At 69.2% G+C, this 23,062-nt stretch carries 22 protein-coding genes; 8 read left to right on the plus strand and 14 right to left on the minus strand.

Translation table 11 applies throughout. The annotated features are described in order from the left end of the window. Window positions 1–61: 61 nt before the first annotated feature. Window positions 62–2,854, plus strand: a complete 2,793-nt coding sequence (locus MMF94_RS11650; protein WP_338104193.1) for an ATP-binding protein — start codon at window positions 62–64, stop codon at window positions 2,852–2,854. Here MMF94_RS11650 and MMF94_RS11655 read toward each other — a convergent pair. After that, complete coding sequence (locus tag MMF94_RS11655) at window positions 2,851–3,567, minus strand: MerR family transcriptional regulator (RefSeq protein WP_241036374.1); 717 nt, start codon at window positions 3,565–3,567, stop codon at window positions 2,851–2,853. The two genes, MMF94_RS11650 and MMF94_RS11655, sit on opposite strands and share 4 nt — an antisense overlap. A gap of 132 nt (window positions 3,568–3,699) precedes the next feature. Here MMF94_RS11655 and MMF94_RS11660 point away from each other — a divergent pair, with 132 nt between their 5' ends. Then, the gene (locus tag MMF94_RS11660) at window positions 3,700–4,977 is read left to right on the plus strand and encodes an erythromycin esterase family protein (protein ID WP_241036375.1); all 1,278 of its coding nucleotides are present in this window, start codon (window positions 3,700–3,702) and stop codon (window positions 4,975–4,977) included. Here the strand turns inward: MMF94_RS11660 and MMF94_RS11665 are convergent. After that, window positions 4,916–6,103 (minus strand): MFS transporter, encoded by a 1,188-nt coding sequence (locus MMF94_RS11665; RefSeq protein WP_241036376.1) that lies wholly within the window; start codon window positions 6,101–6,103, stop codon window positions 4,916–4,918. The two genes, MMF94_RS11660 and MMF94_RS11665, sit on opposite strands and share 62 nt — an antisense overlap. Window positions 6,104–6,145: 42 nt before the next feature. Between MMF94_RS11665 and MMF94_RS11670 the strand changes: the two genes are divergently transcribed. Next, window positions 6,146–6,757 (plus strand): CGNR zinc finger domain-containing protein, encoded by a 612-nt coding sequence (locus MMF94_RS11670; protein WP_241036377.1) that lies wholly within the window; start codon window positions 6,146–6,148, stop codon window positions 6,755–6,757. A 14-nt stretch (window positions 6,758–6,771) separates the two neighbouring features. Here the strand turns inward: MMF94_RS11670 and MMF94_RS11675 are convergent, their stop codons facing one another. After that, window positions 6,772–7,626: a hypothetical protein gene (locus tag MMF94_RS11675; RefSeq protein ID WP_241036378.1), complete on the minus strand. Its 855-nt coding sequence runs from the start codon at window positions 7,624–7,626 to the stop codon at window positions 6,772–6,774. A 198-nt stretch (window positions 7,627–7,824) separates the two neighbouring features. Between MMF94_RS11675 and MMF94_RS11680 the strand changes: the two genes are divergently transcribed. After that, entirely contained in the window at window positions 7,825–9,480 is a 1,656-nt protein-coding gene (locus tag MMF94_RS11680; RefSeq protein WP_241036379.1) for an AMP-binding protein, read from the plus strand. A gap of 13 nt (window positions 9,481–9,493) precedes the next feature. Here MMF94_RS11680 and MMF94_RS11685 read toward each other — a convergent pair whose 3' ends face one another. Beyond that, the gene (locus MMF94_RS11685) at window positions 9,494–9,802 is read right to left on the minus strand and encodes a hypothetical protein (RefSeq protein ID WP_241036380.1); all 309 of its coding nucleotides are present in this window, start codon (window positions 9,800–9,802) and stop codon (window positions 9,494–9,496) included. A 276-nt stretch (window positions 9,803–10,078) separates the two neighbouring features. Between MMF94_RS11685 and MMF94_RS43740 the strand changes: the two genes are divergently transcribed. Together MMF94_RS43740 and MMF94_RS11695 are read left to right on the plus strand one after the other, a co-directional pair. Beyond that, a complete protein-coding gene (locus MMF94_RS43740; RefSeq protein ID WP_379660451.1) occupies window positions 10,079–10,210 on the plus strand; it encodes a CGNR zinc finger domain-containing protein in 132 nt (43 codons plus the stop codon). Window positions 10,211–10,827: 617 nt separating this feature from the next. Further along, the gene (locus MMF94_RS11695; protein WP_241036382.1) at window positions 10,828–11,925 is read left to right on the plus strand and encodes a hypothetical protein; all 1,098 of its coding nucleotides are present in this window, start codon (window positions 10,828–10,830) and stop codon (window positions 11,923–11,925) included. 155 nt (window positions 11,926–12,080) lie between these two features. On the opposite strand, the gene MMF94_RS11700 is transcribed toward MMF94_RS11695, so the two are convergent. Then, on the minus strand, window positions 12,081–13,310 hold the full coding sequence (locus MMF94_RS11700) for a phosphodiester glycosidase family protein (protein WP_241036383.1): 1,230 nt from the start codon (window positions 13,308–13,310) through the stop codon (window positions 12,081–12,083). A gap of 372 nt (window positions 13,311–13,682) precedes the next feature. Between MMF94_RS11700 and MMF94_RS11705 the strand changes: the two genes are divergently transcribed. Further along, entirely contained in the window at window positions 13,683–14,255 is a 573-nt protein-coding gene (locus MMF94_RS11705; protein WP_241036384.1) for a three-helix bundle dimerization domain-containing protein, read from the plus strand. 15 nt (window positions 14,256–14,270) lie between these two features. Here the strand turns inward: MMF94_RS11705 and MMF94_RS11710 are convergent, their stop codons facing one another. The 9 genes from MMF94_RS11710 to MMF94_RS11750 form a co-directional block, all read right to left on the minus strand. Continuing rightward, window positions 14,271–14,702 carry a hypothetical protein gene (locus MMF94_RS11710; RefSeq protein ID WP_241036385.1) on the minus strand — a complete coding sequence of 144 codons (432 nt, stop codon included), beginning with the start codon at window positions 14,700–14,702 and terminating at the stop codon, window positions 14,271–14,273. An 82-nt stretch (window positions 14,703–14,784) separates the two neighbouring features. After that, window positions 14,785–15,117 carry a hypothetical protein gene (locus MMF94_RS11715; RefSeq protein WP_241036386.1) on the minus strand — a complete coding sequence of 111 codons (333 nt, stop codon included), beginning with the start codon at window positions 15,115–15,117 and terminating at the stop codon, window positions 14,785–14,787. A gap of 82 nt (window positions 15,118–15,199) precedes the next feature. Beyond that, a complete protein-coding gene (locus MMF94_RS11720; protein WP_241036387.1) occupies window positions 15,200–16,300 on the minus strand; it encodes a Gfo/Idh/MocA family protein in 1,101 nt (366 codons plus the stop codon). Next, window positions 16,297–17,055, minus strand: a complete 759-nt coding sequence (locus MMF94_RS11725; RefSeq protein ID WP_241036388.1) for a sugar phosphate isomerase/epimerase family protein — start codon at window positions 17,053–17,055, stop codon at window positions 16,297–16,299. The genes MMF94_RS11720 and MMF94_RS11725 overlap by 4 nt, the downstream gene beginning before the upstream one ends. Window positions 17,056–17,133: 78 nt before the next feature. Continuing rightward, window positions 17,134–17,991 (minus strand): sugar phosphate isomerase/epimerase family protein, encoded by an 858-nt coding sequence (locus tag MMF94_RS11730; protein WP_241036389.1) that lies wholly within the window; start codon window positions 17,989–17,991, stop codon window positions 17,134–17,136. Next, the gene (locus MMF94_RS11735; RefSeq protein WP_241036390.1) at window positions 17,988–19,049 is read right to left on the minus strand and encodes a Gfo/Idh/MocA family protein; all 1,062 of its coding nucleotides are present in this window, start codon (window positions 19,047–19,049) and stop codon (window positions 17,988–17,990) included. The genes MMF94_RS11730 and MMF94_RS11735 overlap by 4 nt, the downstream gene beginning before the upstream one ends. 70 nt (window positions 19,050–19,119) lie before the next feature. After that, window positions 19,120–19,869, minus strand: coding sequence for a sugar phosphate isomerase/epimerase family protein (locus tag MMF94_RS11740; RefSeq protein ID WP_241036391.1), 750 nt, complete (start codon window positions 19,867–19,869; stop codon window positions 19,120–19,122). A 3-nt stretch (window positions 19,870–19,872) separates the two neighbouring features. Then, window positions 19,873–20,322 carry a carbohydrate ABC transporter permease gene (locus MMF94_RS11745; protein ID WP_241036392.1) on the minus strand — a complete coding sequence of 150 codons (450 nt, stop codon included), beginning with the start codon at window positions 20,320–20,322 and terminating at the stop codon, window positions 19,873–19,875. A 530-nt stretch (window positions 20,323–20,852) separates the two neighbouring features. After that, window positions 20,853–21,683: a ferritin-like domain-containing protein gene (locus tag MMF94_RS11750; RefSeq protein ID WP_241036393.1), complete on the minus strand. Its 831-nt coding sequence runs from the start codon at window positions 21,681–21,683 to the stop codon at window positions 20,853–20,855. Window positions 21,684–22,371: 688 nt separating this feature from the next. Between MMF94_RS11750 and MMF94_RS11755 the strand changes: the two genes are divergently transcribed. Further along, window positions 22,372–23,046 (plus strand): RNA polymerase sigma factor, encoded by a 675-nt coding sequence (locus MMF94_RS11755; protein ID WP_241036394.1) that lies wholly within the window; start codon window positions 22,372–22,374, stop codon window positions 23,044–23,046. Window positions 23,047–23,062: the final 16 nt, after the last annotated feature.

The raw sequence follows: 23,062 nt of genomic DNA on the forward strand, positions 1-23,062 counted from the left end.
GTATCCCCTGGTTGCTGGTCGTCATGGGTAGTGGGCCCGCCGCGCGGATAACGTGGCTCCCGTGCAGCTGCCCGGAAGCTCGCCGATGTGGCGGTGCACTGCGGAACTGGCCGGCCGTCACACCGAGTGTCAGGTGCTGGACCGGCTGGTGGACGCTGTCCGCGCTGGTGAAAGCCGCGCCCTGGTGATGCACGGCGAGCCGGGCGTGGGTAAGACGGCTCTGCTGGACTACCTGGCCGGGCACGCATCCGGCTGCAGGGTGGTGCGCGCCGCCGGCGTCCAGTCGGAGATGGAACTGGCGTTCGCCGGGATGCACCAGTTGTGCGCGCCGATGCTGGATCGGCCGGAGGCGTTGCCGCTGCCGCAGCGAGATGCACTGCGCACCGCGTTCGGCATGAATGCGGGCCCGGCCCCGGACCGGTTCCTGATCGGTCTGGCTGCACTGAGCCTGCTGTCCCATGTCGCCGAGGAGCAGCCGCTGGTGTGCCTGGTCGATGACGAGCAGTGGCTCGACCACGCATCGGCGCAGGTCCTCGCGTTCGTCGCCCGCCGGCTGGGGGCGGAATCGGTTGGCTTCGTCTTCGCTGCCCGGGTACCGGGCGGGGCCCTGGCGCGGTTGCCGGAGCTGGCGGTCCGGGGTCTGCGGGAGGCCGATGCCCGCGCGCTGCTCGACTCGGTGCTGACCGGGCCGATCGACGGGCGGGTGCGGGACCAGATCGTCGCCGAGACGCGGGGCAACCCGTTGGCGCTGCTGGAGCTGCCGCGGGGCTTGACCGTGGCGGAACTTGCCGGCGGGTTCGGGCTCCCCGGTGCGGTCCCGCTCGAAGGCAGCATCGAGGAGAGCTTCCGACGGCGCGTCAGCGCGCTTCCGGACCGGACCCGGCAGTTGCTGCTGCTTGCGGCGGCCGACCCGACCGGCGACCCGGCCCTCGTGTGGCGGGCCGTCGGCCGGCTCGGGATCGGTGCCGACGCCGCGGCCCCCGCGGCAGATGCTGGTCTGGCCGAGTTCGGCACGCGGGTGCGGTTCCGTCACCCGCTGGCCCGCTCGGCGGCCTACCGGTCGGCGTCGACGCAGGACAGGCAACAGGCGCACGGCGCCTTGGCGGAGGTCACCGATCCGCGGCTCGATCCCGACCGGCGCGCCTGGCACCGGGCGCAGGCATCGCCAGGGCCGGACGAGGACATCGCGGTCGAGCTCGAACGCTCGGCCGGACGGGCGCAGGCGCGCGGCGGGCTGGCCGCGTCAGCCGCGTTCCTGAGGCAGGCCGCGACGCTGACACTCGACCCTGCGCAACGGGCCGGGCGGGCGCTGGCCGCCGCGCAGGCCAAGACGCAGGCGGGCGTCTTCGACGTGGCGCGGGACCTGCTGGCCATGGCCGAATCCGGGCCGCTCAGCGAGGTCCAGCAGGCGAGTGTCGACGTGATGAAGGCCCAGCTCGCGTTCGTCACCAGCCGGGGCAGTGAGGCCGCGGCACTACTGCTGAAGGCAGCCAGGCGGCTCGAGCCCATCGACGTGGATCTCTCCCGTGCGACCTATCTGGACGCGCTGCTCGCCGCCACCTTCGCCGGCCGGCTGGCCAACCCCGGCGCTGACGTCGTGGAGGTGGCCCGCGCGGCCGGCGCGGCACCTCCGCCGCGGCGCGACCCGCGTGCCCCCGATCTCCTTCTCGACGGCACGGCGGCGGCCCTTCATACGGAGTACGCGGCGGGCGTCCCGATCCTGCGGAGGGCCCTGACCCGGTTCGGTGCCGGTATGTCCGTCGACGAGGAACTGCGCCGGATGTTTCTGGCGTGCATCACGGCCATGCGGATCTGGGACGACCATCGCTGCGACGTGCTCTCCGCCCGGTACGTCCAGCTCGCGCGCGAGACCGGCACGCTCAGCGAGCTTCCGCTCGCCCTCACCGCGCGCACGTTCACGCTCCTGCTCGCCGGCGACCTGACCTCCGCGGCGTCGCTGACGGACGAACTGCAGGCGGTCACCGAAGCGACCGGAAGCGGCCTCGCGCCCTACGGCGCGCTGGGACTCGCTGCGTTGCGCGGCGACGAAGCCGCGGCATCAGCGCTGGTCGAGGCCACCATCGAGGACGTGACCAGGCGCGGGGAGGGCATCGGGATCACCTTCGCCGAGTGGGCGAACGCCACACTGAACAACGGCCTCGGCCACTACGACAAGGCGGCGGCCGCGGGTCGGCGTGCCACCGCGTACGACAAGGAGCCTGCCGCGCTGTGCTGGTCCTTGGTCGAGCTGACCGAGGCCGCCGCACGATGCGGGATGACGGAGACCGCCACCGAGGCCTGCCGCCGGCTCACCGAGATGACCAGTGCCAGTGGCACCGATTGGGCGCTGGGGGCTCAGGCACGGTCGCACGCGCTGGTGAGTGAGGGCACCGCAGCCGAGCGCCTGTACCGCGAGTCGATCGCCCGGTTCGGCAAGACCCGGCTCCGCGTCGATCGCGCCCGCGCCCACCTCCTTTACGGGGAATGGTTGCGCCGGGAGCGTCGCCGTGGCGAGGCTCGCGAGCAGCTGCGCACGGCCCTGGGCATGCTCGAGGCGATGGGCGTGGGTGCGTTCGCCGAGCGGGCCAGGCGAGAACTGCGGGCCACCGGCGAGACCGCCCACAAGCGCACCCTGATCGAGGGGCATGACGAACTCACGGCCCAGGAGGCCCAGATCGCCCGGCTGGCGCGCGACGGGCTGTCGAACCCGGAGATCGGCACCCGCCTGTTCATCAGCGCACACACCGTCCAGTACCACTTGCGCAAGGTGTTCGCGAAGCTCGGTATCACCTCGCGCAGCCAGCTCGACCGCGTTCTGCCGGGGAGCCCGGCCACCGTCCAGCGACCACGCTAGGTGGCAGTGGAGCTCGACTTCCCCAGTTCGTTCTGGCGGGGCCACGCGTCGAGATACCGGTTCAGCGCCGCTGCTGCGGACAGCATCGCTCGCGACCGAGCATTCAGAGCCTGCCGCCGATCGGCCAACGCACGGGTGACCTGGGCGGGGTCACGAGTATCCCGCAGCTCGTCGAGCAACAACCGGATGTCGGCGATCGAATGCCCGGCCCGTCGAAGCTGGCCGATGAGGTGAGCGTCGCGCACATCGCCGGCGACATAAACCCGGTGACCCTGGTGGTCGCGGCAAGGCTGCAACAGCCCGTCTCGTTCCCAGCGGCGCAATGTCGCAGGCTGCAGACCCAGCTGATGGGCCAGCGGCCCGATCGGGACCGGGGCACCGTCCCACGACTGGACGGTGATGTCTCTCAGGGTGGTTTCGACCGCATCGACGATCGCGCGCGCCGAGACGAGCGAGGCATGGCTTCGATCGATCAGGTCGAGCGCGTCGTCGAAGCGGTCTGCGTTGACGGCGACCATGATCGCGCGGGCAGCGGGGTGGCCGTGACCGGGGACCAGGGCCACGAAGGCGGCCAGGGCGAGCGCGTGGCGCTCGGAGTAGCGCCGGTACCCCGACGCGGTTCGCGCGGCCGGCGGCAGCAGACCTGCGTCCTCGTAGTTGCGCACCGCTTGAGTCGACAGCCTGTGTGTCCGCGCCAGATCGATCGGCCGCATCCGCCTGCCTTACCGTCCGATTGAAGGTTTCTTCGCGCTCACCTGCCGCTAGCGCTTCTGAAGTTTCAATTGATTGTTCAACGATACGGTTGAGCTGGTCAACGCGCTCACCGACAGACTGGAAGGCCCCGCATGACCAGCGCCGTCCCCACCCCCGTGATCAGCGCCGACAGCGCCGACCATCAGACGCTCGGCGACGCCATCGCCGCAGAGATCACCCACCTGCCGCACCGGCCACGACTGCTCGGGTTCGGTGAGCCCATGCACAGCGAGGACGAGTTCCCCCGACTCCGCAACACCGTCTTCGCCGCCCTCGTCGAGCAGGCAGGCTTCACGTCGATCGCACTCGAAACCAGCGCCTGGCACGGTCGTATCGTCGACGCCTACATCAGAGGGGGCGACGGCGTCGAGGACGACATCATGGCCGCCGGCTTCACCCACGGATTCGGCGAATTCCCCGCCAACCGAATGCTGATCCGGTGGATGCGCGAGCAGAACCGACTCCGCCCGAAGGCCGCGCACCTACGGTTCGCGGGTTTCGATGCTCCCACCGAGATGACCGAAGCACCCAGCCCGCGCGCGGCGCTCCGGGTGCTGCACGACTTCCTGCGCACTCGCGCCGGCAGCGAACTCGACCTCCCACCGTGGGACACCATCGACCTGCTGCTCGGCCCCGACGAGCCCTGGATCGAACCAGCCGCAGCGATGGAACCCGCCCGCTCGATCGGCACCGACCCCCGGGTCCCTGCCCTGCGCGCGATCACCGACGACCTGCGCTGGACCCTCACGAGCGAGATCCCTCGCCTGCGCCGCGAGACCGGCCCCGACGACCTCGAGGACGCCCTCCTCGCGGGCCGCACCGCCGCAGGCCTGCTCGCCTATCACAGGGCCATGGCACGAGACACCGACCACCGCTGGCAACGCCTCGCCGCCATCCGCGACACGATGATGGCCGAGAACCTCCACGCCATCGCCGACCGTGGCCCGACCCTCGTGTCCGCCCACAACGAGCACCTGCGAACCGGAACCAGCTCGATGTCGTTCGGCCCGATGACGCTGCGGTGGCAAACCGCCGGCGCACACCTCGCCGACCGCCTCGGCAACGGCTACCGCGTGATTGCCTGCGCGCTGGGCGAAGCCACCCACCACGACATCCCGGAGCCGGCGCCGGACACCATCGAAGGCGACCTTCACCACGGCCTGCCGCCCGGGAACCATCTCCTGTCCGCGCCCGCGCTACAGCCTCTCCGACAGCGGCGCACGACACGCCGCAGCCCGAACTTCCGGTACGTCCCGATCGACGACACCTTTCTCGGTCAGATCGATCAGGTCCTGTTCCTGCGCACTATCACGCCCGTGGCTCGGGCTCCGCGGGCCGCTGTCGAAGAGCCGACGTCGCCGCGGCGATGACGGCACCGCCGATCATCAGGGCGGACGGGCCGAGCTGGTGTGCAGTCAGCTCGGAGAAGACGAGCGGCGCCGCGAAGCCGACGTAGGTGAGCGCGTAGAAGAACGCGTTGACCGCGGCCCGGTCGTCGGGGTGGGCAAGGTCCTCGACCCGCCTGAGGCCGGAGACCAGGAGCAGTCCGTACGCACCGCCGAGCGCGATCGCGATCGGTGCGATCAGCCACACGACGTGCACCTCGAACGCCGCTGCTGCGATCAGGAGGCCGACGGCGGTCAGGACCAATCCCGTGCGGCGGGCCAGGCCAGGGCGTTGTCGTTCCATGTGTTTGGCCAGGGGTTGGATCGCGACGCCGGCCCCGAGGGTCAGCCCCGCCGCGGTGCCGCTGACCACCACGCCGTAGCCGGGGACGGTGAGGATGCTCGGGGCGATCGCGAAGGCGGTGCTTGCAGTGCCGAACACCCAGGGGGCCGTGGCCGGGGTGGTGCGCAGAAACGCGGGGGAGAGCAAGGTTGCGCGGATCTCGGCGCGGCGGCTGGACGCTCGAGTCCGAGTCACTCCGGGCTCGTCCGGAACGTTCCACACCGCCAGCAGCGCGATCACTGTGAGGACGACGTGCACCGAGTACGGCGTGAGCTCCGGCAGCGGCGCCCACTGGGCGATCACCCCGGTGACCAGCGGCCCGAAGCCGAAGCCGATCGAGAGGGCGATGGTGGAGCGCCGCGCGCCGGCGCCCGGCCCGTCGTGGTGGGAGAGTTCGGCGATCCACGCGCTGCCAGGAGCGAGGGCGGCACCGGAGGCGACGCCGGAGACGAATCGTCCCGCCAGCAGTAGCCAGGAGCTCTCCGAGCCGGCGGCCAGCAGCAGCGTTCCGACACCGGCGAGCACCACGGCGAGTCGCAGCGGCAGGCGTCGGTCCACGCGGTCTGCGAGGGCCGCGCCGACCAGCAGGGCCGGAATCAGTCCGAGCGCGTAGGTGGCGAACGCCAGCGAGACGAACGTGTCGGGCAGGTGTGAGGTGCTGCGATAGACGAGCAGGAGCGAGGAGAACTGGTTCGCACCCCAGCCGACGGCGAGCATCGCGACGGCGACGCGCATCCACGGCGCCGGTCGTCCCGGACCTGATCCCATGGGCGCTAGGTTAGTAACCCTCGGCGGGGTTACTATCGTGACATGGCTCCCAGGACGCGCGTCACCGCAGCCCTGCGGGCTCAACGGTTCGACGCGGGTTCGCTCGCACTGAACCTCATCGCAACGGTCGGGCGTCGCGGCAGCCGGCGGATCGAACGGCTTCCCGACACGGCGTCGCTGCGCTCGTGGTGCCGGACCTCCCGGCTCGACCTGGACGAGGGCGTCGACGACGCTGAGCTTCTCGAGCGGATCCGCCACCTGCGGGAGCAGGCTTACGCGCTGACCCGAGCCGTCATCCGTGCAGAGGGAGTGGATGAGCGCGACCTGGAGGCGATCAACACGGTTGCACGATTCCCCACGCCCGCCCCGTGTCTCGTTGCTGTGGCCGGCGAAGTCGGGTTCGCGCCGGTGCGTCTGTCCATCGAGGCTGTGCTCTCCGCCATCGCACGGGATTTTGCGCACGTGCTCGGCAGCCCGGAGCTTCGCGCTCGCCTCCATGAATGCCATTCCGAAGAATGCCGGATGATTTTCCTGGCGCCCGTCGGGCGAGAACAGCGGTGGTGCTCGAAGGCGCAATGCGGGAATCGTGCCAAAGTTGCTGCCCACCGCGCCCGCGCCGCCCAGATGCGCCAGGATCCGCCGCAGGCGCGGTGAATGCGGTGCCCCCGTCAGACCTGCGTGGCCGGCCAGGATCGAATGCTGTCGGCGACCGTGGGGTCCATCTCCTCGAGCACGCCGACGATCTGCTCGTCGGAGAGCATCGGGCCGTGCAGCGTGGAGCTGATGAGCTCCAGCGCGCTGGCCCCGCACTCCTCCCAGAGATGCTTGGCAAGTACCTGCAGGCCGAACTCGAACCAGACATAGTTCGTGCCATCGGCGTCCGCCTCGGTTGCGGACTCGTGCATCCGGTGAAGGTCGGTGATCGGCCATCGAGTCGGCGACGTGTGCCAGATGACGTCGAACACCGTCTCCAGCGTCGGAAGGGACTCGGGCTCGCATTCGCAGATGTAGCCGTGCAGCCCCACGTTCGCGAAGAGTTCGACGAACCACAGAAGGCGCGGGGTGTTGCCCCAGAACGTCTCCGATCCCGGCCCCCACTCGTCCAGCCACGCCGGGTTGTCCGCAAGGTGGGTGATCTCGTGGGCGACCACCAGGTCGGCGAACGCGCCGAGGTCCGGCGGCGTGCCGTAGACGTCGTGGAGCCGCTTCTGTGAGGCGTCGGAGAGGTCCGGCCAGACCCTGTTCGTCATCGTGGGCCAGATGTCGCTGGGTTCCTGGCCCATGACGATCTGTCTGCGTGACGTGTGCGGGAGTCCGTACTGCGGTATGAGCGCGATGCGACGCCAGTCCTGACGACCGAGCACGAACAGGGGCGGCGTGGGCGGCATCTCGAGATAGGAACTCAGCCACGCTATCGCCCGGTCGCAGCGGGCCGCCACGGACCGTGCCCTGGGGGACCCACCCCTGCTCGAGAACACCGGAAATGGGAAGTCCTCGATGATTTCCAGGTCGGCTGTCTCCATGTCCACCTCACAACCCGCGATCGGTCGGATACCTGTGACTGTCGCACGATCCTTCATGGCCGGTCGCGGTATTGCAACAGAATCACGATCTGCAGGGAAGGCATCGAATTTCCGCATAGTGACGGTGCTCATTCGGATATGTCGAGCGGTGCACCATCGTCGTACGGTGGAAACTCATGGGCTCGAAAGAGCAAGCACATGACTGATCCGCTGCTGCTGCGACCGAGTGTCGTCCTGGCGCGGAAGTACCGAGATCTGGGGCTGTGGCGGGACGAGTCCCCACCCGCCGACCTGCGGCGGTGGGCCCGCGAGACCCCGGACGCCATCGCCATCACCGCCGCGCGGGGCGATTCCGGGATCCTGCACGTGACATACGCCGAGTACGCCGAGCAGGTGGAGCGGTTCACCGCTGCCCTCCGCGAGCTCGGTGTCGGCCCGGGCCAGGCGGTCGCGATCCAGTTGCCCAACTGGTGGCAGGTCAATGCGCTCGTGCTGGGTTGTGCCCGCCTCGGCGCGGCCGCGGCGACGATCGCTCCGTCCGTCCGGCCGCGCGAGCTGCAACGGATGCTGGCGCGGCTCGGCTCGCCGGTGTGCGTCACGGTCGACCGCTGGGCGGGCTTCGACCATGCGGCCGCCGTGGCCGAGATCGCCCGGCAGCTCCCGCAACTGCGTCACCAGGTCGTTCTCGGCGAACACGTCGGCAACGGCCAGGTCGACCTGGAGACGTTGCTCGAGCAATGCTCGTCCGCTGCCCGCGACGGCGACGTCGACACCAGCGCCGAGGACCCCGACAGCGTCGGCATCGTGCTGTTCACTTCCGGCACCACGGGTAAGCCGAAGGGCGTTCTGCTCACCCACAACCAGTGGTACGCGGGCCTGTCGCAGACGGCTCTTCGCGACGGCGTCACCTCCGCCGACGTGACGTTCACGCCGCACGTGCTGACGCACGCCGCCGGCCTGGCCTACGGCAACTTGCTGCCGTTGCAGACCGGGGGCCGGGCGGTCATGACCGACTCCTGGCAGAACGAGTCGGGCACGTCGCTGGTCGAGGCGGCCGGTGTGACCTACTTCTGCGGGCATCCCAACTACGTGTCCGCCCTGGTCTCCGAAGCGAACAAGCGGAACACCGGGCTTCCCGCGCTGCGGGTCATCGTTGCTGGTGGGGGCTCGATCCCGGTGAAGCTCGGGACGGACGTCCACGACGCCTTCGGGGTCGTCATGCAGGGTGGGTGGGCGATGACCGAGGTGGCGGCCGCGGTCCGTACCGACCCGAAGCTGGACCCGCCGGACTGGTCCGCGCACAGTGACGGGCGCCCGAGTCCCGCTCTGGAGATCGACCTGCGCAGCGCCGGGGGTGAGATCTCCCGTGAGCGGCCTGCCGAGCTCTTCGTTCGCGGCGCGGGAGTCGCGCTGGCCACCATCGACCGGGAATCCGGCGACGTCGTCGTGCTCGGCGAGCACGACGAGGGCTGGTACGACACCGGCGATCTGGTGGTGCCCGACGGCCGCGGTGGGATCCGGGTCGTCGGACGTGCCGTGGACCGGATCGGCGTCGGCTGGATGATCCCGGCGGCCGACGTGGAGGACGCGCTGCGGGGCCACCCCGACATCGACGACGCCGCGCTGGTCGGTTACGGCGAGAACAGCGACAAGCCGTGCGCGGTCGTCGTGGCCCGTGGCGCGCTGACCATCGAACAGGTCCGCGACTACCTGGATGCGATCACCATGACCGAGTGGTACCAACCCACCCGCCTCGAGCGGGTGCGCGCGCTGCCCCGCACCAGCACCGGGAAGGTGCAGAAGGACCTGCTGCGCCGATGGCTGCGCGGCGAGGCCGACCTCCCCCAGAGCTGAGACGGTGGGTTCGTCAGCGTGCGGTGTTGGTCCGCAGCACCCGTTCGGAGACGGTCATCCAGGCCGCGAGCGCGAGGACGCCGCCCTCGAACGCCACGAGGTCGTCGTCCCACGTTCCCGGTGAACGATGCGCGTCCGGCGTGAGCAGGAGGAGACCCCCGAGCAGGTTGAGCAGGCCCCACAGTCCGTTGACCCCCGGTCCGGAGCGGCGTCCGGCCAGCGGGGTGAGGTGTCGGCGGCGGGTGATCGCAGTGGCGAGGTGCGGGGCGCTGTTGGCCACCAGTACGCCGGCGAGGAAGGACCGAACTCGTGATCCGCTCATCGGACTCACGCTAGTGAGCACCACCGGGTAGTGGCCATCGGTCACGCGGCGAATGCTGGTGCGACAGGCGGCCGATCTCCGTCTCTTGCGAAGGAGCGGGGACCGGCCGATGCCGGGGCTACGTGTCGTACGAACAGTCCGTCGGCGACGGGCCGCTCACCGGCGGGTCTGTCCATCGAGGTTGTGCTCCCCGCCATCGCACGGGATTTCGCGCACGTGCTCGGCAGCCCGGAGCTTCGCGCTCGCCTCCATGAATGCCATTCCGAAGAATGCCGGATGATTCTCCTGTCGCCCGTCGGGCGAGAACAGCGGTGGTGCTCGAAGGCACAATGCGGAAACCGTGCCGAAGTTGCCGCCCACCGCGCCCGCGCCGCCCAGATGCGCCAGGATCCGCCGCAGGCGCGGTGAATGCGGCGCCCCCGTCAGACCTGCGTGGCCGGCCAGGATCGAATACTGTCGGCGACCGTGGGGATTGCGCGGAGTATCCGATGACGGCAGTAATGACCGGTTCGGGCATGGATCGTGGCGTCGCCGCCGCTGTGTGACGGCTTCCATGAAGATCTTTCTTCCTGTCGTGCGACCCAAGATCATGTTAGGCTCACACGCTAACCGGACGGTGCGCCGTCGAAAGTCTGTCGCCAGAGGGAAGCGATGATTGGCCGGCGGGCAGCCGACTGCTGGCTGTTCCTGTTCGCCGAAGTGTGGAGGACACGCCAGATAGTGCCGAGTGAGGCGAAGCCCTGTCCTGCAATGGCGCGGGCCGTGCGATGCAGTCTGGTTGTGGTCTCAGGATGTCCTGGTCGCGGGGCTGTGCGGCGTTCGTAGGAGTGTGGCAGGCCCCCGCCGGCACGCCACCAGCAACATCTCTTGTACCGGCACTGAACCGGCAGATGAGTCACGGCAACGCTCGGAAGGTGCGTATATTTATGGCGATAGAACGCATACAGCGTAGTGCGGAGAGAGCGCCGCATCGCAATGGTGCGACACCCCGGAGGGGTCGGAGCGAATCCGATCGCTTCTATCGGATGCTGGGTCTGCCGCGATCGGCGGGTAATGCCGCTGTCGTCGCCGCGATGTGGGCGCTCGAAGGCACGAGGGATGACGGCCCTGCCGCGTCGTCGTCAGAGCATGGGGCCCGGTCCGGGCCGCTGACGTCGGTTTCGTCCACCGCCCTGTCGGCGCACGCGAACCCCTATACGATCCAGCGGGCCGCCAGGGACGATTCGGACCCAGATCTGAAGGCCATTTATGACGAACTGGTGACGGGCTCCCAGACATTTCGAATGCTCGACGCCCAGCTGGCGGAGTCGCACGGGCAGATTCGGCTCATCGACTCCCTGAAGCTTTTCGGTCGGCAGCGGGGCGCCGTCGCTTACGTCGGGAACCAGCATGCGATCATGGCTCCTGCCGGCGGGGCGCATCCCAACGCATTGCGGAGCAATCTCATGTGGGAGATGCACAACGCCCTCAACCGGGGAGAGGCCGTGCGTACAGGCAGCACGTTCGCCCCGCACCTCCCCCGCTCGATGGGCGGCCCGCCCATGCCCACACTCGAGCAGGCGCGCGCACAGAAGTACTACGTGGCCGCGCGTGCGCTCGCCATTGAATGGGACGAATGGGCGACTGTGATCGAGGCGGACCTGAACTCGCTCAAGGTCAACTTCGAGCTCGCCAATAGCGGCGACACCTGGAGGGACGCCATCGACGACAACCTCAACTTTCTCATCGATGGAGCCGGCAATCGCCATCCTGACCTTGAGCGAGAGGTGCAGACGCCGTTCATTTCATCGTTCAGTACGGCGGATCCTCGGAGCTGGCGAGATTTCTCCAACTATCTCGAGAAACAGCTTCGGATGAACCACACCACTGGATACGATGTGAATGCCAGGAGTAGGGACTGGATAGGGCGCAAGATGCTGGAGATTGTGGAGGACGAGAATCACGCAGCATTGCTCATTGGAAAGCCTGAAATTCGCGACTTTCTTGAAGGTAGGACTCGCAAGGTCAAACCTGGTTTCGCGAACCCGTTCAAGAACACCTACATCGTGGAGCGGGTCGTCGACCTCGACACCGCGGCGTCCGCTGGTAACTCTGGTAATCCGTTGCCGACATTTTCGTTCTGACCTGGAATCGTCGTTGTCGCCGCCCAGCGCGGGGTTTCTGTCCCTACTCGTGAGCACCGCTGGGTGGCGGCCATCAGTCACGCGGCGGATGCCGGTGCGACAGGCAGTCGGTCTCCGCGTCTCGCGGAGGAGGTGGAGACCGACCGATGCCGGCGCTATGTGTCGTAGACGAACAGCCCGTTGGCGACGGGCCGCTCACCGGCGGCGTCGGACGGATGGTTGAGGACGGTCAGGTGCGTGGAGCCGGGCAGTTGTGCGGCCAAGGTGCTCGAACCGCCGCCGTCGAGCAGGAGCCCGCTGTCCGCGCCGTGCGCGACGAGATACTCCGCCGCCTCCGCGGGGGTGACGCCGATCGACGACTGCTGCCTGCCGTCGATCACGACCATGGTGAGGCGGCGCCCGCCGTCGCTGACGCCGACCATCGTCTCGGGGTTGCGGCCGCTGGGCGGCGCACCGGTCGGATCGTGGTAGACGGCGCCGTTGCGCACCAGCACGGTCGCCCCGCCGATCAGGGTGTCGACGCCCTTGCGCGAGAGGCTGTCGGTGAGCGTGATCCGCGCTCCGGTGGTGGCGTGCTGGGTGAGCCAGTCCGCACCGGCGCCCCCACCGAGCACGGCGATCTGGTCGGAGGACAGGGCAGGCACGGATGTCGTGGCGGGGATCACCTTGTCGATCACCGCAGCCCTGGTGCCGCTGCGGTGCGCGATGACGAGCGTGCCTTCCGGGATCGTCGCAACAGGACCGAGGCCCGGGGTGATCTCGGTGATGCCGTCGATGGCCACGGGCTTCGCCAGCCTGGAGACGAGGTCGGACGTGATCGCCATGGAGTTGCCGGGTGCGGCGTCCTCGACGGTGTTGACCGACTCGATGGTCGCGGAGGCACCGCCGAGCGTGATCCGGCCGGTGAAGTCGACCTCGCCGATCGAGGCGCGGTTGTCGACGATCGAGAGCTCCCCGGCGAACTTCCGACGCGGTGTCTTGAGCAGCACCCCGTCCCGGACCACGCCGCCGAGCGGGGCACCCGAGGCGTGGATGGCGAAGAAGTCACCGTTGATGCCGGCGACGGCGCCGGTGCGATCGCCCATCGACGTGGGCCGTTCATCGGGCGGATCGACGATGCGGTCGTGTGACTCCACCGTGTCGACCCGCACCGAACCGAGGCCCAGGTCGACCTCGAGCACCTGTGTCTGTTCGGTTCCGTCGGCGGTCACGTACGTCTCGGAGTGCTCGGTGACGCCGGGGGCGATCTCCACCGGCCGCGTCGCGGAGGCGGACGAGACGACCGGCCAGCCCTGGGGGATCGGGGGAGCGGGAGCGGAGGGCTCTGCAGCCACGGCGGTCGAGATCGACGCGGTCAGCGCCGAAGCGCTGACGACAACGACCACGAAAAGGGAGCGTAAATGCACGTAGTCTCCTGTCGGGCGAAACGAAGCGGCCCCGTAAAGCTCGCAGCGGGATCACTCGACAGAGTGTTAAAAGATCAAACATTGAGTGAAGTAAGTGAGACGACGAGGTGCTCGCCAGGAGAACTTCTGGTCCTCCGATCGCCGCGGGGATCGGTGGGCCGGCGGTGGCGACATGGTTCTGCCGAGCCGTGTCGGGGCTTATGTGTTCGGAGTCCGATATGGACTCGAGCCCCCACGAGGAAACCTACGGACGCCCGCCGGCACGACGGATGATTCACCCGGAGCGGGTCCGGTAGCCTGCCGGATGATCATCATTTGCGCCGAGCCGACCTGACCGGAGGACCGCAACCCGTGACCGCGTCCGGATCCGCCCACGAGCGCCCCAGCCCCTCGTCCCGGTGGGCTCAGCCCGTTCCGCGGCGGACCGACGAGAACCTCAAGCTCGTCCACCGCAAGATCGACCGGAACCTGAAGTCGGGCGGGCCGCTCGTGGACAACACACCCCGTGTCGATCCGCGGTCGGACCGCCCGATCCTGCCCGGCGCGCCGACCCTGATGGCGCGGTTGGTGCAGCTCGCCGGCGCCCGTGCCGGCGTCGACGTTGCGGGGGGCGCAGCACCCGCGCCCGCCGAGGCGTCCCCGCGGACCGTGGTGGCGGGTGCTGCGGCGGGGGCACCCGATGACGAGGACGACTTCCTCGCCCGGGCGCGCGAGGAGCGCATGGCCAAGCAGTGGGAGGACGTCACCGCCCGGCTCTGCCGTGACTTCGCCCCCGGCGGCGGCGCCGAGGTGGAGGCCGTCCTCGAGCACATCGCGCACCAGCGCCGGGTCCTGGACTCGGCCACCGTGCGCGACTACCTGCCGGTTCTGGTGGAGCGGGCCGTGCGCCGCCTGCTCGATCCGAACGAGGCGGCGCGCGGCTGACTCCGTTCCGCCGCCTCAGGAATTGCGGTCGCTCGGCGCGGCTGCCGCGAGCCGGGCGCTCATCTCCTCGAGGAACGTGCCGGTTGCCGTTCCGATGATGCCCAGGCACCGCACGAGGTGCGCGTGGACCTCGGTCGGGTCGCTCACGAGCAGCTCGACCGAGGCGCTCACGTTGTCGAGTGCCGGGTTGAGGTAGACCTTCGCGACCTTCGTGGAGCGCGACGCGGTGGAAGCCGCGACCGCCGCCTCGTCGACCTCGGTCTTGTTCGAGAGCGGGAAGAAGTTCGGGAAGAGCAGGTGGAAGTAGTGCTCGTCCTGCGTCTCCATGATGAAGTGGTGGCGGCCCTCGTACCGGAAATGGATGTCGCCCTCGTCGTCGACCTTAGGCCGGAACCCCTGTTCAGCGAGGAACTCGACGTGCAAGTCCCGGATTTTCTCCCAGCTCATGATTTCCCCCGATACCAGTTCGCCGCGTTGACCCGTTGATCATAAAGACGGCGGCCGCGCGCACTAGCCGCCGGGCCCGGGGTCACGCGTTCGGAGCTCGCCCGCCCTCATCGAACTGCGCGGTGATCAATGTGAAGTCCACGTTCGTCTCGAAGTGCTCCTGGTACTGAGCCAGCACGTCCTCGACGGGATCTCCCTGCGAGCGCGCGAGATTCTCGAAACCTGCGGCTGCGGCTTGGGCTAGGAAGAGGGCGGTGATCTCGACGGTGCGGTGCCCGTGTTCCTTGGCGAGGGCCTGAAGGAGCCCGACGACCGCGTTGCCGGAGCCTTCGAGCATGTCCTCGTGCTCGGCCACGACCAGCCGGATGGCCCCCATGGCCGTGTTGACGGCGGCGTTGATCCCCTCGTGTCTCACGCCTCGGACGGTAGGGCACGACACGACGAACCGCCCAGGCTTCCCCGCAGGGACTGTGATGTGTGCGATGACGAAAGCAGCTTCACAGGGTTCTGGCGAGCGGGTCCCAGTCCTCGGGCAACGCGGGCGTGGGTTCCACCGTGCTCGCGATCTCGACCGGCGCACCGCGGTCTGCTGCCTCGCTGGTGGAGATCATCACGTCCAGCACGTGATACGCCAGCTCGCCCGACGCGCGTTCGGGCCGGCCGGCGCGGATCGCACGCGCCAACTCGACCACCCCCGTGCCCCGCGTCGAGGTCCACTCGCCGGGAGCCACGGTGGTCGTCTCCCCGCCGCTGCGGTGGATCACCACGTCGCCGGTGAAGGTGTTGGGATCGGGCACGGCCAGCGTGCCCTCCACCCCGGCCACCTCGAACTGCTTGCGGCGCAGCATCGAGTCGAAGGTGAACATGCTCTGCGCGGTCTGCCCGGCGGCGAACTCGTAGATCGCGCTCACGTGGGTCGGGACGGTGACCGGGAACTGCTGACCGGCACGCGGTCCGGAGCCGATGATGCGCACGGCCTTCGCCTGCGACCTGACGGCCATCACGCGCGAGATCGGTCCGAACAGCTGGACGAGCGTGGTGAGGTAGTACGGCCCGATGTCGAAGAGCGGTCCGGCGCCGTCGAGGTACAGGAAGTCCGGGTTGGGATGCCACGACTCCGGGCCGGGGCCCTGCAGCAGGGTCAGAGCGGTGAGCGGCTTGCCGACCTCACCGGCCTCGAGCAGCCGACGCGATGTCTGGATGCCCGGGCCGAGGAACGTGTCCGGGGCGGTCCCGACGCGCAGGCCCGCCCCGTGCGCCGCGTCGAGCAGTTCCCGGCCGCTCCTCCTGTCGAGGGCGATCGGCTTCTCGTTCCAGACGTGCTTGCCGGCCGCCAGCGCGCGGAGCGCGACCTCGACGTGGGCCCGGGGGATCGTGAGGTTCACGACGATCTCGATCCCGTCGTGGGCCAGCAGCTCACCCACAGAGCCGCTTCCCGCCACGCCGAACTCGGCCGCCCGTTCGTGGGCGCGGGTCTCGTCGATGTCGGCGACGAAGAGCACGTCGAGGTCCGGGAACGCCGTCAGGTTCCGCAGGTACTGGGAGCTGATCACCCCGGCGCCGATGACCCCGACGCCGACGGTGGCGCCACCCCTCATACCAGTCCCTCGGCGGCGAGCCAGGCATAGCTGTCGGCGACGGCCTGGAACCGATCGTCCCGGGAGTCGTCGAGCTCGATGACGCGCAGGGTGTGTGGGGCCGCGTCGATGATCTCCCGGATCGGCATTCCGCCGTGGCCGACCGCAACCTGATCCTTGACGTCGGTGGTGGCCGGACCGTCCTTGAGGTGCACCGCTTCGACGCGATCACCCAACCGCCGCAGAAGGGCCACCGGGTCCTGACCGGCGACCGCGGCCCAGTACGTGTCGACCTCCAGCATCACGCCGTCGGCGAGATTCTCCGCAAACACCTCCAGGGCGGTCCGACCGTCGAGGACGATCTCGAGCTCCTGGGCATGGTTGTGGTAGCCGACGCGCACGCCGTGGCGTGCGGCCAGGGCGGCGGCGGCGTTGAGATCAGCGGCGACCTGCTCGACATCGGCCACGCTGCCCCACCGTCCACGGTCGACACGGGGGTCGATGACCGTGCCGATGCCCATGGCGGCCGCGGCCGCGAAGACGGGCTCGGCGTCCTCACCGATGAAGCGCTGGTGGGTGGTCGGCGCGGTGAGACCCGCGTCGGCCATCGCGTGACCCAACGCCTCGCCGTAGGTGGTGAAGGCGAACGGCTCGACCTGGGTGAACCCCAGCGCGGCGATGCGGTGCAGGGTGCCGGCCAGGTCCGCGTCGAGCATCTCCCGGACGGTGTAGAGCTGAACCGACAGCGGCGCGACGGTCACGCTTGCGCGGGTCACGGCATCGTCTCCTCGGTCGAGGCGCGTTGCCGGCCGCACCGGCCGACTCGTCGATGATCGTCGGGGCTACCGGTCCTTTCAACCGATTCCCACCCTGGCGGTGACCTCTCGGAGGTAGGCGAGGTTGTCGCGCACACGTTCCGCCAGCGGCAGCTCCGTGGAGAAGTCCTCCACCGTCACCCAGCCGTCGTAACCGATCCGGGTGAGCGACGAGAACAGCAGGTCGTAGTCGGCCACGCCCTGCCGCATCGGCGTCCACTCCCAGATCCAGCGGGTGCGGTTCGCGTCCTCCACCCGTTCCGGCCTGGGCACCGCGTTCTTCACGTGCACGTGGGCGAGGTGCTCGCCGAGGATCTCCAGACTCCAGGGGTCGTACTCGTACCCCTCACGGAGCATGTTGCCGATGTCGTGGATGACGCCGACGGTCTCCGGGTCGAACCCTTCGACGAACCGTGCCGCCGCCGATGCGCTGGAGATCAGCGACTGGTGGTGGAGCTCGATCAGCGCCCGCACGCCGTAGGTCCGGGAGAGCTCCGCGACGGCCTGGAACTCCTTCCGGCGCTGCGCGAACGCCGCGCGGTACCCCTCGGGTCCCGGCGTTCCGGTTTGCACCCGCATCTGCGTGACGCCGAGCGCGGCCGCGCCCCGCATCAGGCCCTCGATCGCGTCGAGCTCGTCCGATTTCACGTAGGTGCCGATCGAGGGGATGCCCAGGCCGGCCTGCTGCGTCAGCTCCTTGATCCGGGGTGCGTCCTGCTCGAACGTCGACGCGGGCCAGGTGCACCTGTTGCCCTGCCAGAAACCGACGTCGCCCGTGGCGGGCTCCTGGTCGACGACACGCCACTCGATGCCGTCCCAGCCCTGCTCGGCCAGCTCGCGCACGGCTTCCTCCGGCGTCCACTCCGGCAGGCTGACGGTGAAAACGGCGAACTTCATCCCAGCTCCTCCTTGAGCTCGACCGGCCGCCGAGTTGCGGCCGACTCGTAGATTCCCCGGATCAGCGCAAGCGTCCGGGCGGCCTCCCCCACCGTGACGAGAGGAGGGCGGCCTTCCGCCACCGCGTCGAGAAAGTGTTCGAACTGCGCGGTGTGCGACGTCGTGCCGGCCCGGTGTGGTGCGGACCGGGCCGCGGTGAGCACGGCTTCGGCGTCGTTGGCACCGCCGTTCGCGCCGTAGGCGTACGCCGGGCCGTCGCCGTCCGTGGCGTGGAAGTAGGCGAGCTCGTTGCGGTCGATCACGGCCGACCCCCGGTCGCCGTGGACCTGCACGCGGGTCGTGAGTCCGGGGTAGGCGGCCGTCGTCCCGTGGACGATCCCGAGCGCGCCGCCTGCGAACCGGATGGTGGCGACGGCGGTGTCCTCGACCTCGATCCGCTCGTGGGCGAGGCGGTCGGCGTAGGCGAACACCTCCAGCGGCTCGCCGAGGAACCACGTCAGCAGGTCGATGGTGTGGATGCCCTGGTTCATGAGGGCGCCGCCGCCGTCGAGCTCGATCGTGCCGCGCCAGCCGCCGGAGTCGTAGTAGTCCTGGCTGCGCCACCACGGCATGAGGGCGACGCCCGACGTGATGCGGCCGAACCGGCCGGCCGTCAGTGCATCGTGGACGATCTGGCTGGCCAGGTCGTGGCGGTGCTGGCTGACGACCATCGCCGTCCGGTCCGAGCGGCGCTCCGCCGCGAGCACACGGCGGGCGGCGTCGAGGGTGATGTCGAGCGGCTTCTCGATGATCACGTGCTTGCCCGCGTCGAGCGCGGAGACCGCGCCGTCGGCGTGCGCTCCGCTGGGCGTGCAGATGGTCACGGCATCGACGTCGGTCCGGGCGATGACCTCCTCGATGGAGGTCGACGCGTCGACGCCGTACTTCGCGGCGAGGGCCTCTGCCCGTTCCGGCACGGTGTCGACGACCACGGCGAGCGACGCCCGTGGTGCCAGAGCCGCGATCGTCTCGGCGTGGGTCGTGCCGATCACTCCGCAACCGATGATCGCGAATCGCATTCCTGTCCTTTCGCCGGCGTGCGGGTCACACCTGTCGAGGCTGCTGTGCGTGCTGCTTCCAGATCGATCTTCAGCCGGTCCTCGACCGGGACGCTCGGGTCCGAGTACTGGCCGGACAGGCAGATGGGACGGTCCAGCCCATCCGGTCCAGCTGCTCGAAGACCGCCGACCAGTTCGAGAGCCCGTCGGGGCCGGGCACGAACCACGGCTTCCAGGCCCCACCGACCGCCGACGAGTCCGGCTCACGCGCCACGTAGACGACGTTCTTGAGATTGACGATGCCGAGCCGGCCGGCCACCAACTCCAGGGTCACCCGTGGATCATCCCCCGCGAGCGCGTCGTGGGCGGCGTCCCAGATCACGCGGGAGTGCGCCGGCGGGAGACCGTCGAGCAGATGCAGCGCGCCCAGCGCCGACGAGACGAAGCGCCCGTGATGCGGCTGCACCCCGACCTGCACGTCGTAGCTCTCGGCGAGTGGAGCCGCGGCTTCGAGTCGCTGCCGGACGCGGCGGACCGAGAGGGCGTAGCCATCGGGCCCGAGGTCGGCCATGACGCGGATGAGCGGCACCCCGGCGGATCGACAGGCTGCGAAAGTCGATTCGCCGAGTTCACCGGCGATGCTGACCACCTCGACGCCGTGGCGGCGCAGCTCGGCGACGAACCCGGGCAACCGCTGCTCCGCCTCGGCGGGAGTGACGAACGCGCCCTCCCTGACGGGCACCTCGGCGCCGCTGAAGCCGAGCCCGGAGACCAGCCGGCCGAGCGCATCGCCCGGCATGGCCGACCACGGCGTGGTGAAGACGGACCAGAGATGTGTCATCGATCAGCGGCCTCCCAGTCCGCTCATGGTGATCCCCTTGACGAACCAGCGCTGGGTGAGGAAGCAGATCACGATCAGTGGCACCGTCGTGATAGTGGCGGCCATCAGCAGCAGGTTCCACTGCGTTCCGTTGGTGTCCTGGAAGACCTGCAGGCCGACCGCCACCGTCCGGGTCGCGTCGCTGTTGGAGATGACCAGTGGCCACAGCAGGTTGTTCCACTGCCCGATGAACTTGAACACCGCCAGGGTGGCGATCGCCGGTATCGCCAGCGGCAGGATCACGCGGGTGAACGCCTGCCAGCGGTTCGCCCCGTCGAGGCGGGCGGCTTCCTCGTAGTCGCGGGGGATCCCGAGGAAGAACTGGCGGAGCAGGAAGACACCGAGCGCCGCGAAGGCGTGCGGAAGGATCATGCCCGGCCAGGTGTCGATCCCGCCCAGCTTGGCGACGAGCACGAATCACGGCGATGGGGGTCGAGGGCGTTCGCTATCTCGAACTCGTGGCTGCGAACGCCCGATCCGTCACGCTGCACGCCTGCTGGAGCCCGGACAACCCGAACCCGGCCTTGCAGCGCCTCGCTGAGTCGCTCCGGCGAGACCCACATGTCACCTTCAAGATCGGCACGACATCGGCCGATTCGCCCTGGCCGGGGCGAGAACCCGAATCTGGGATCGATCAACGCGCCAAGATCGCGGCGAGATAGGGCTACGCGCCCCGGCGAGGGCGGAAACCCTGATCTCAGAACGATCATGCGGCGGGCCGGCCTGGCGGCCGGGGCGGGGTCGATGGCGGTGATCGCCGCGAGCGTGGCCGATCAGCCCTCTCGGGGGCGGAAACCCTGATCTCAGAACGATCACCGCGCGCGGCAGTGATGAGTTCCCAGCCACCGAGGTTCGGCACAGTGCGTTCTTCTCGTTGACAGCCGGCGAGGAGGGCGGCCCGCCGGGTTACGATTCCGCGTCGGGCCGCCCGTGGAGCGTGTTGGTCAGGTGTTGTCGTCGCTGGTGTTGATCTCGCCGTTGACGCCGTTCGGGAAGAAGCCGCCCTCGTTCACCGCCGCCGGGTTCAGGTAGACGATGTTGAGCACCTGGCCTGCGGAGCGGGAGAACGCGATGCCGTTCTTGTCCGTCGGCACGATGTTCACGTGGCCATGGTCGTCGACGATGCCCTGGTCCAGGTCGCTCTTGCCGTCGAGGCTGTCACGGGCATCCGAGACGGCCCCCGCGGGAATCTCCAGGCCCTTGGACAGCAGGACGGTGCGCAGGATGCCGGCGTGATAGGCCTCGACCGCGAGAATGCCTGCGGCCGCCTCGAGGAAGGTCTTGTTGGAGATCAGCGGCGACGCACCCTTGTAAGCGGTGACGCCCACGTCCTCGAACACGTACGCGCCGAGCAGGAAGTTGTTCTCGCTGGCGAACGGGTCGAACTCCTCACCGCGCTTGATCAGGCCGGCAGCCATGGCAGCCGCGTTGAAGGCATCGGTCAGGTTGATCTTCGGACGGGCCACCTTGGCGTCGCCCAGGGCGCCACGCAGGAAGTCGACGTGTGCCCGCTCGTCGGCGGCGATCTCCTCTGCGTACTGCTTGCCCAGGTCGGACTCGAACCTGACTTTGTAGCCGCCGGTGACGCCACCGAGGTGACCGGAACCGTCGATCTGATTGTCCTTCAAGCCCTCGCCGAACACGCCGCGCAGGTAGTACTCGGCCTCGAGGTACTCGAGGTTGAGGGCGAAGTTCAGTACGGCGCCGTCGCTCGGGCCCTTCTGCGCGCTTTCGTCGGCGAACGCGGTGCCCGCGGTGAGCCCGAGTGCGCCCATGCTGGCGACACCCGCCCCGGTAATGCCCGCAGCACGCAGGAATCGGCGACGATCGATCGCGTTTTCCGAGCTCCGCGTGATGGCGTTCCTGACGAATCCTTGATTGAACCCTTCGAACACTGCTGCTCCTCGGTGCGAGAGTGCCCTGGATCGAGTTCCGATCCCGGGGTATTGGGCACGTCCGCCGTGCAATCGGTGCACAGCGCGGAGAGCCGCTACCTGACACACGTGTCGATCGTCTGAGTGGCGCTGATCCGATCGGGTGAATGCGGAAGGTGAAGGACGGGTGATCCATCCCGGGCCGGCGCGGCCTCGGGCTGGTAGTGCTCCCGTCGAGTCATCGCCGTCTGCTCGGGGCGGCCCGGCTCCTCGGCGCCGGCAGTGGGCCGAGGCCGGTACGGGCGAGGTGAGGGCGAGTGTCCAGTGGCCGAGGGTGGGCACATCATCGGCGGCCGCCGATTGCGGCGGAGGAATTCGCATATGAGGGCTCGACGGCGAAGTCCGTGCGGAACTCGAGTGCGCTCTCGCAGCGGAAGCCGGTTGCCCCGTCTTCGCTGCGGGTCAATTTCTGGACGTCACTCGATCGGGTGGGTTGCGCATCACGTGATGGCGCACTGAGGCGTTATTCTCAGCAGGTTCGAACCGAACGGTGCTGTGCTCCGAACAAACGGATGTGAGGATCGCGGTGGTGGCCGATGTCGCCGACAATCCGGACGCCTCGGACCAACGGGCCCGAGACGGCGCCGCCGTTTCGGGTATGCGTGGTCACGACCGGTCCGACGAGGAGTTCGCGCAGGCGGTCATGACGGGTGTCGAGCCCGCATTCGCCGCGTTGTACGACCGTTACTGTCGGCGCGCCTACTCGCTCGCCCGGCGCATCTGCGTTAACGAGGGGTTGGCCGAGACGGTGGTGCAGGAGGTGTTCCTCGCCTTCTGGCGGGAGCCGCGGCGTTTCGATTCCGGCTGCGGCAGCTTCGGCTCGTGGATCCTCACGCTCGTGCATCACAGGTCGGTCGACGCGGTGCGCCGGGAAGCCACGGTCCGGCACCGCAACGAGTCCGTCGGCGACCACGGCCGGCAACGGGTGGACGTACCGGCTCCGGCCGCGGGCCATGGGGCATCGCGGGCCGTCCGGCCAGGACGGATCCGGAACGCCCTCCGCGCGCTGCCGGCCGACCAGCGCCGCGCACTCGCGCTGACCTACTACGGCGGCTACACCCAGCGCGAGGTCGCCGCGATGACACGCGTCCCGCTCGGCACGGTGCAGGCGCGGATGTCCAGCGGCGTGCAGTATCTGCGTCACGTGCTCGGCCCGGTGCAGGGAGACGCCTCGGCCGGAATCCGGGGCGGTGGCGCCCGGTGACCGGCCCGGTCGACGC

It is taken from the genome of Pseudonocardia alaniniphila (assembly GCF_022524485.1).
GTDB lineage: Bacteria > Actinomycetota > Actinomycetes > Mycobacteriales > Pseudonocardiaceae > Pseudonocardia > Pseudonocardia alaniniphila.

Coding starts and splice junctions, on each gene's coding strand:
- MMF94_RS11655 (WP_241036374.1), bottom strand. CDS start 3,567: ATGCGGCCGATCGATCTGGCGCGGACACACAGGCTGTCGACTCAAGCG.
- MMF94_RS11660 (WP_241036375.1), top strand. CDS start 3,700: ATGACCAGCGCCGTCCCCACCCCCGTGATCAGCGCCGACAGCGCCGAC.
- MMF94_RS11665 (WP_241036376.1), bottom strand. CDS start 6,103: ATGGGATCAGGTCCGGGACGACCGGCGCCGTGGATGCGCGTCGCCGTC.
- MMF94_RS11670 (WP_241036377.1), top strand. CDS start 6,146: ATGGCTCCCAGGACGCGCGTCACCGCAGCCCTGCGGGCTCAACGGTTC.
- MMF94_RS11675 (WP_241036378.1), bottom strand. CDS start 7,626: ATGGAGACAGCCGACCTGGAAATCATCGAGGACTTCCCATTTCCGGTG.
- MMF94_RS11680 (WP_241036379.1), top strand. CDS start 7,825: ATGACTGATCCGCTGCTGCTGCGACCGAGTGTCGTCCTGGCGCGGAAG.
- MMF94_RS11685 (WP_241036380.1), bottom strand. CDS start 9,802: ATGAGCGGATCACGAGTTCGGTCCTTCCTCGCCGGCGTACTGGTGGCC.
- MMF94_RS43740 (WP_379660451.1), top strand. CDS start 10,079: ATGATTCTCCTGTCGCCCGTCGGGCGAGAACAGCGGTGGTGCTCGAAG.
- MMF94_RS11695 (WP_241036382.1), top strand. CDS start 10,828: ATGCTGGGTCTGCCGCGATCGGCGGGTAATGCCGCTGTCGTCGCCGCG.
- MMF94_RS11710 (WP_241036385.1), bottom strand. CDS start 14,702: ATGAGCTGGGAGAAAATCCGGGACTTGCACGTCGAGTTCCTCGCTGAA.
- MMF94_RS11720 (WP_241036387.1), bottom strand. CDS start 16,300: ATGAGGGGTGGCGCCACCGTCGGCGTCGGGGTCATCGGCGCCGGGGTG.
- MMF94_RS11730 (WP_241036389.1), bottom strand. CDS start 17,991: ATGAAGTTCGCCGTTTTCACCGTCAGCCTGCCGGAGTGGACGCCGGAG.
- MMF94_RS11735 (WP_241036390.1), bottom strand. CDS start 19,049: ATGCGATTCGCGATCATCGGTTGCGGAGTGATCGGCACGACCCACGCC.
- MMF94_RS11740 (WP_241036391.1), bottom strand. CDS start 19,869: ATGACACATCTCTGGTCCGTCTTCACCACGCCGTGGTCGGCCATGCCG.
- MMF94_RS11750 (WP_241036393.1), bottom strand. CDS start 21,683: ATGGGCGCACTCGGGCTCACCGCGGGCACCGCGTTCGCCGACGAAAGC.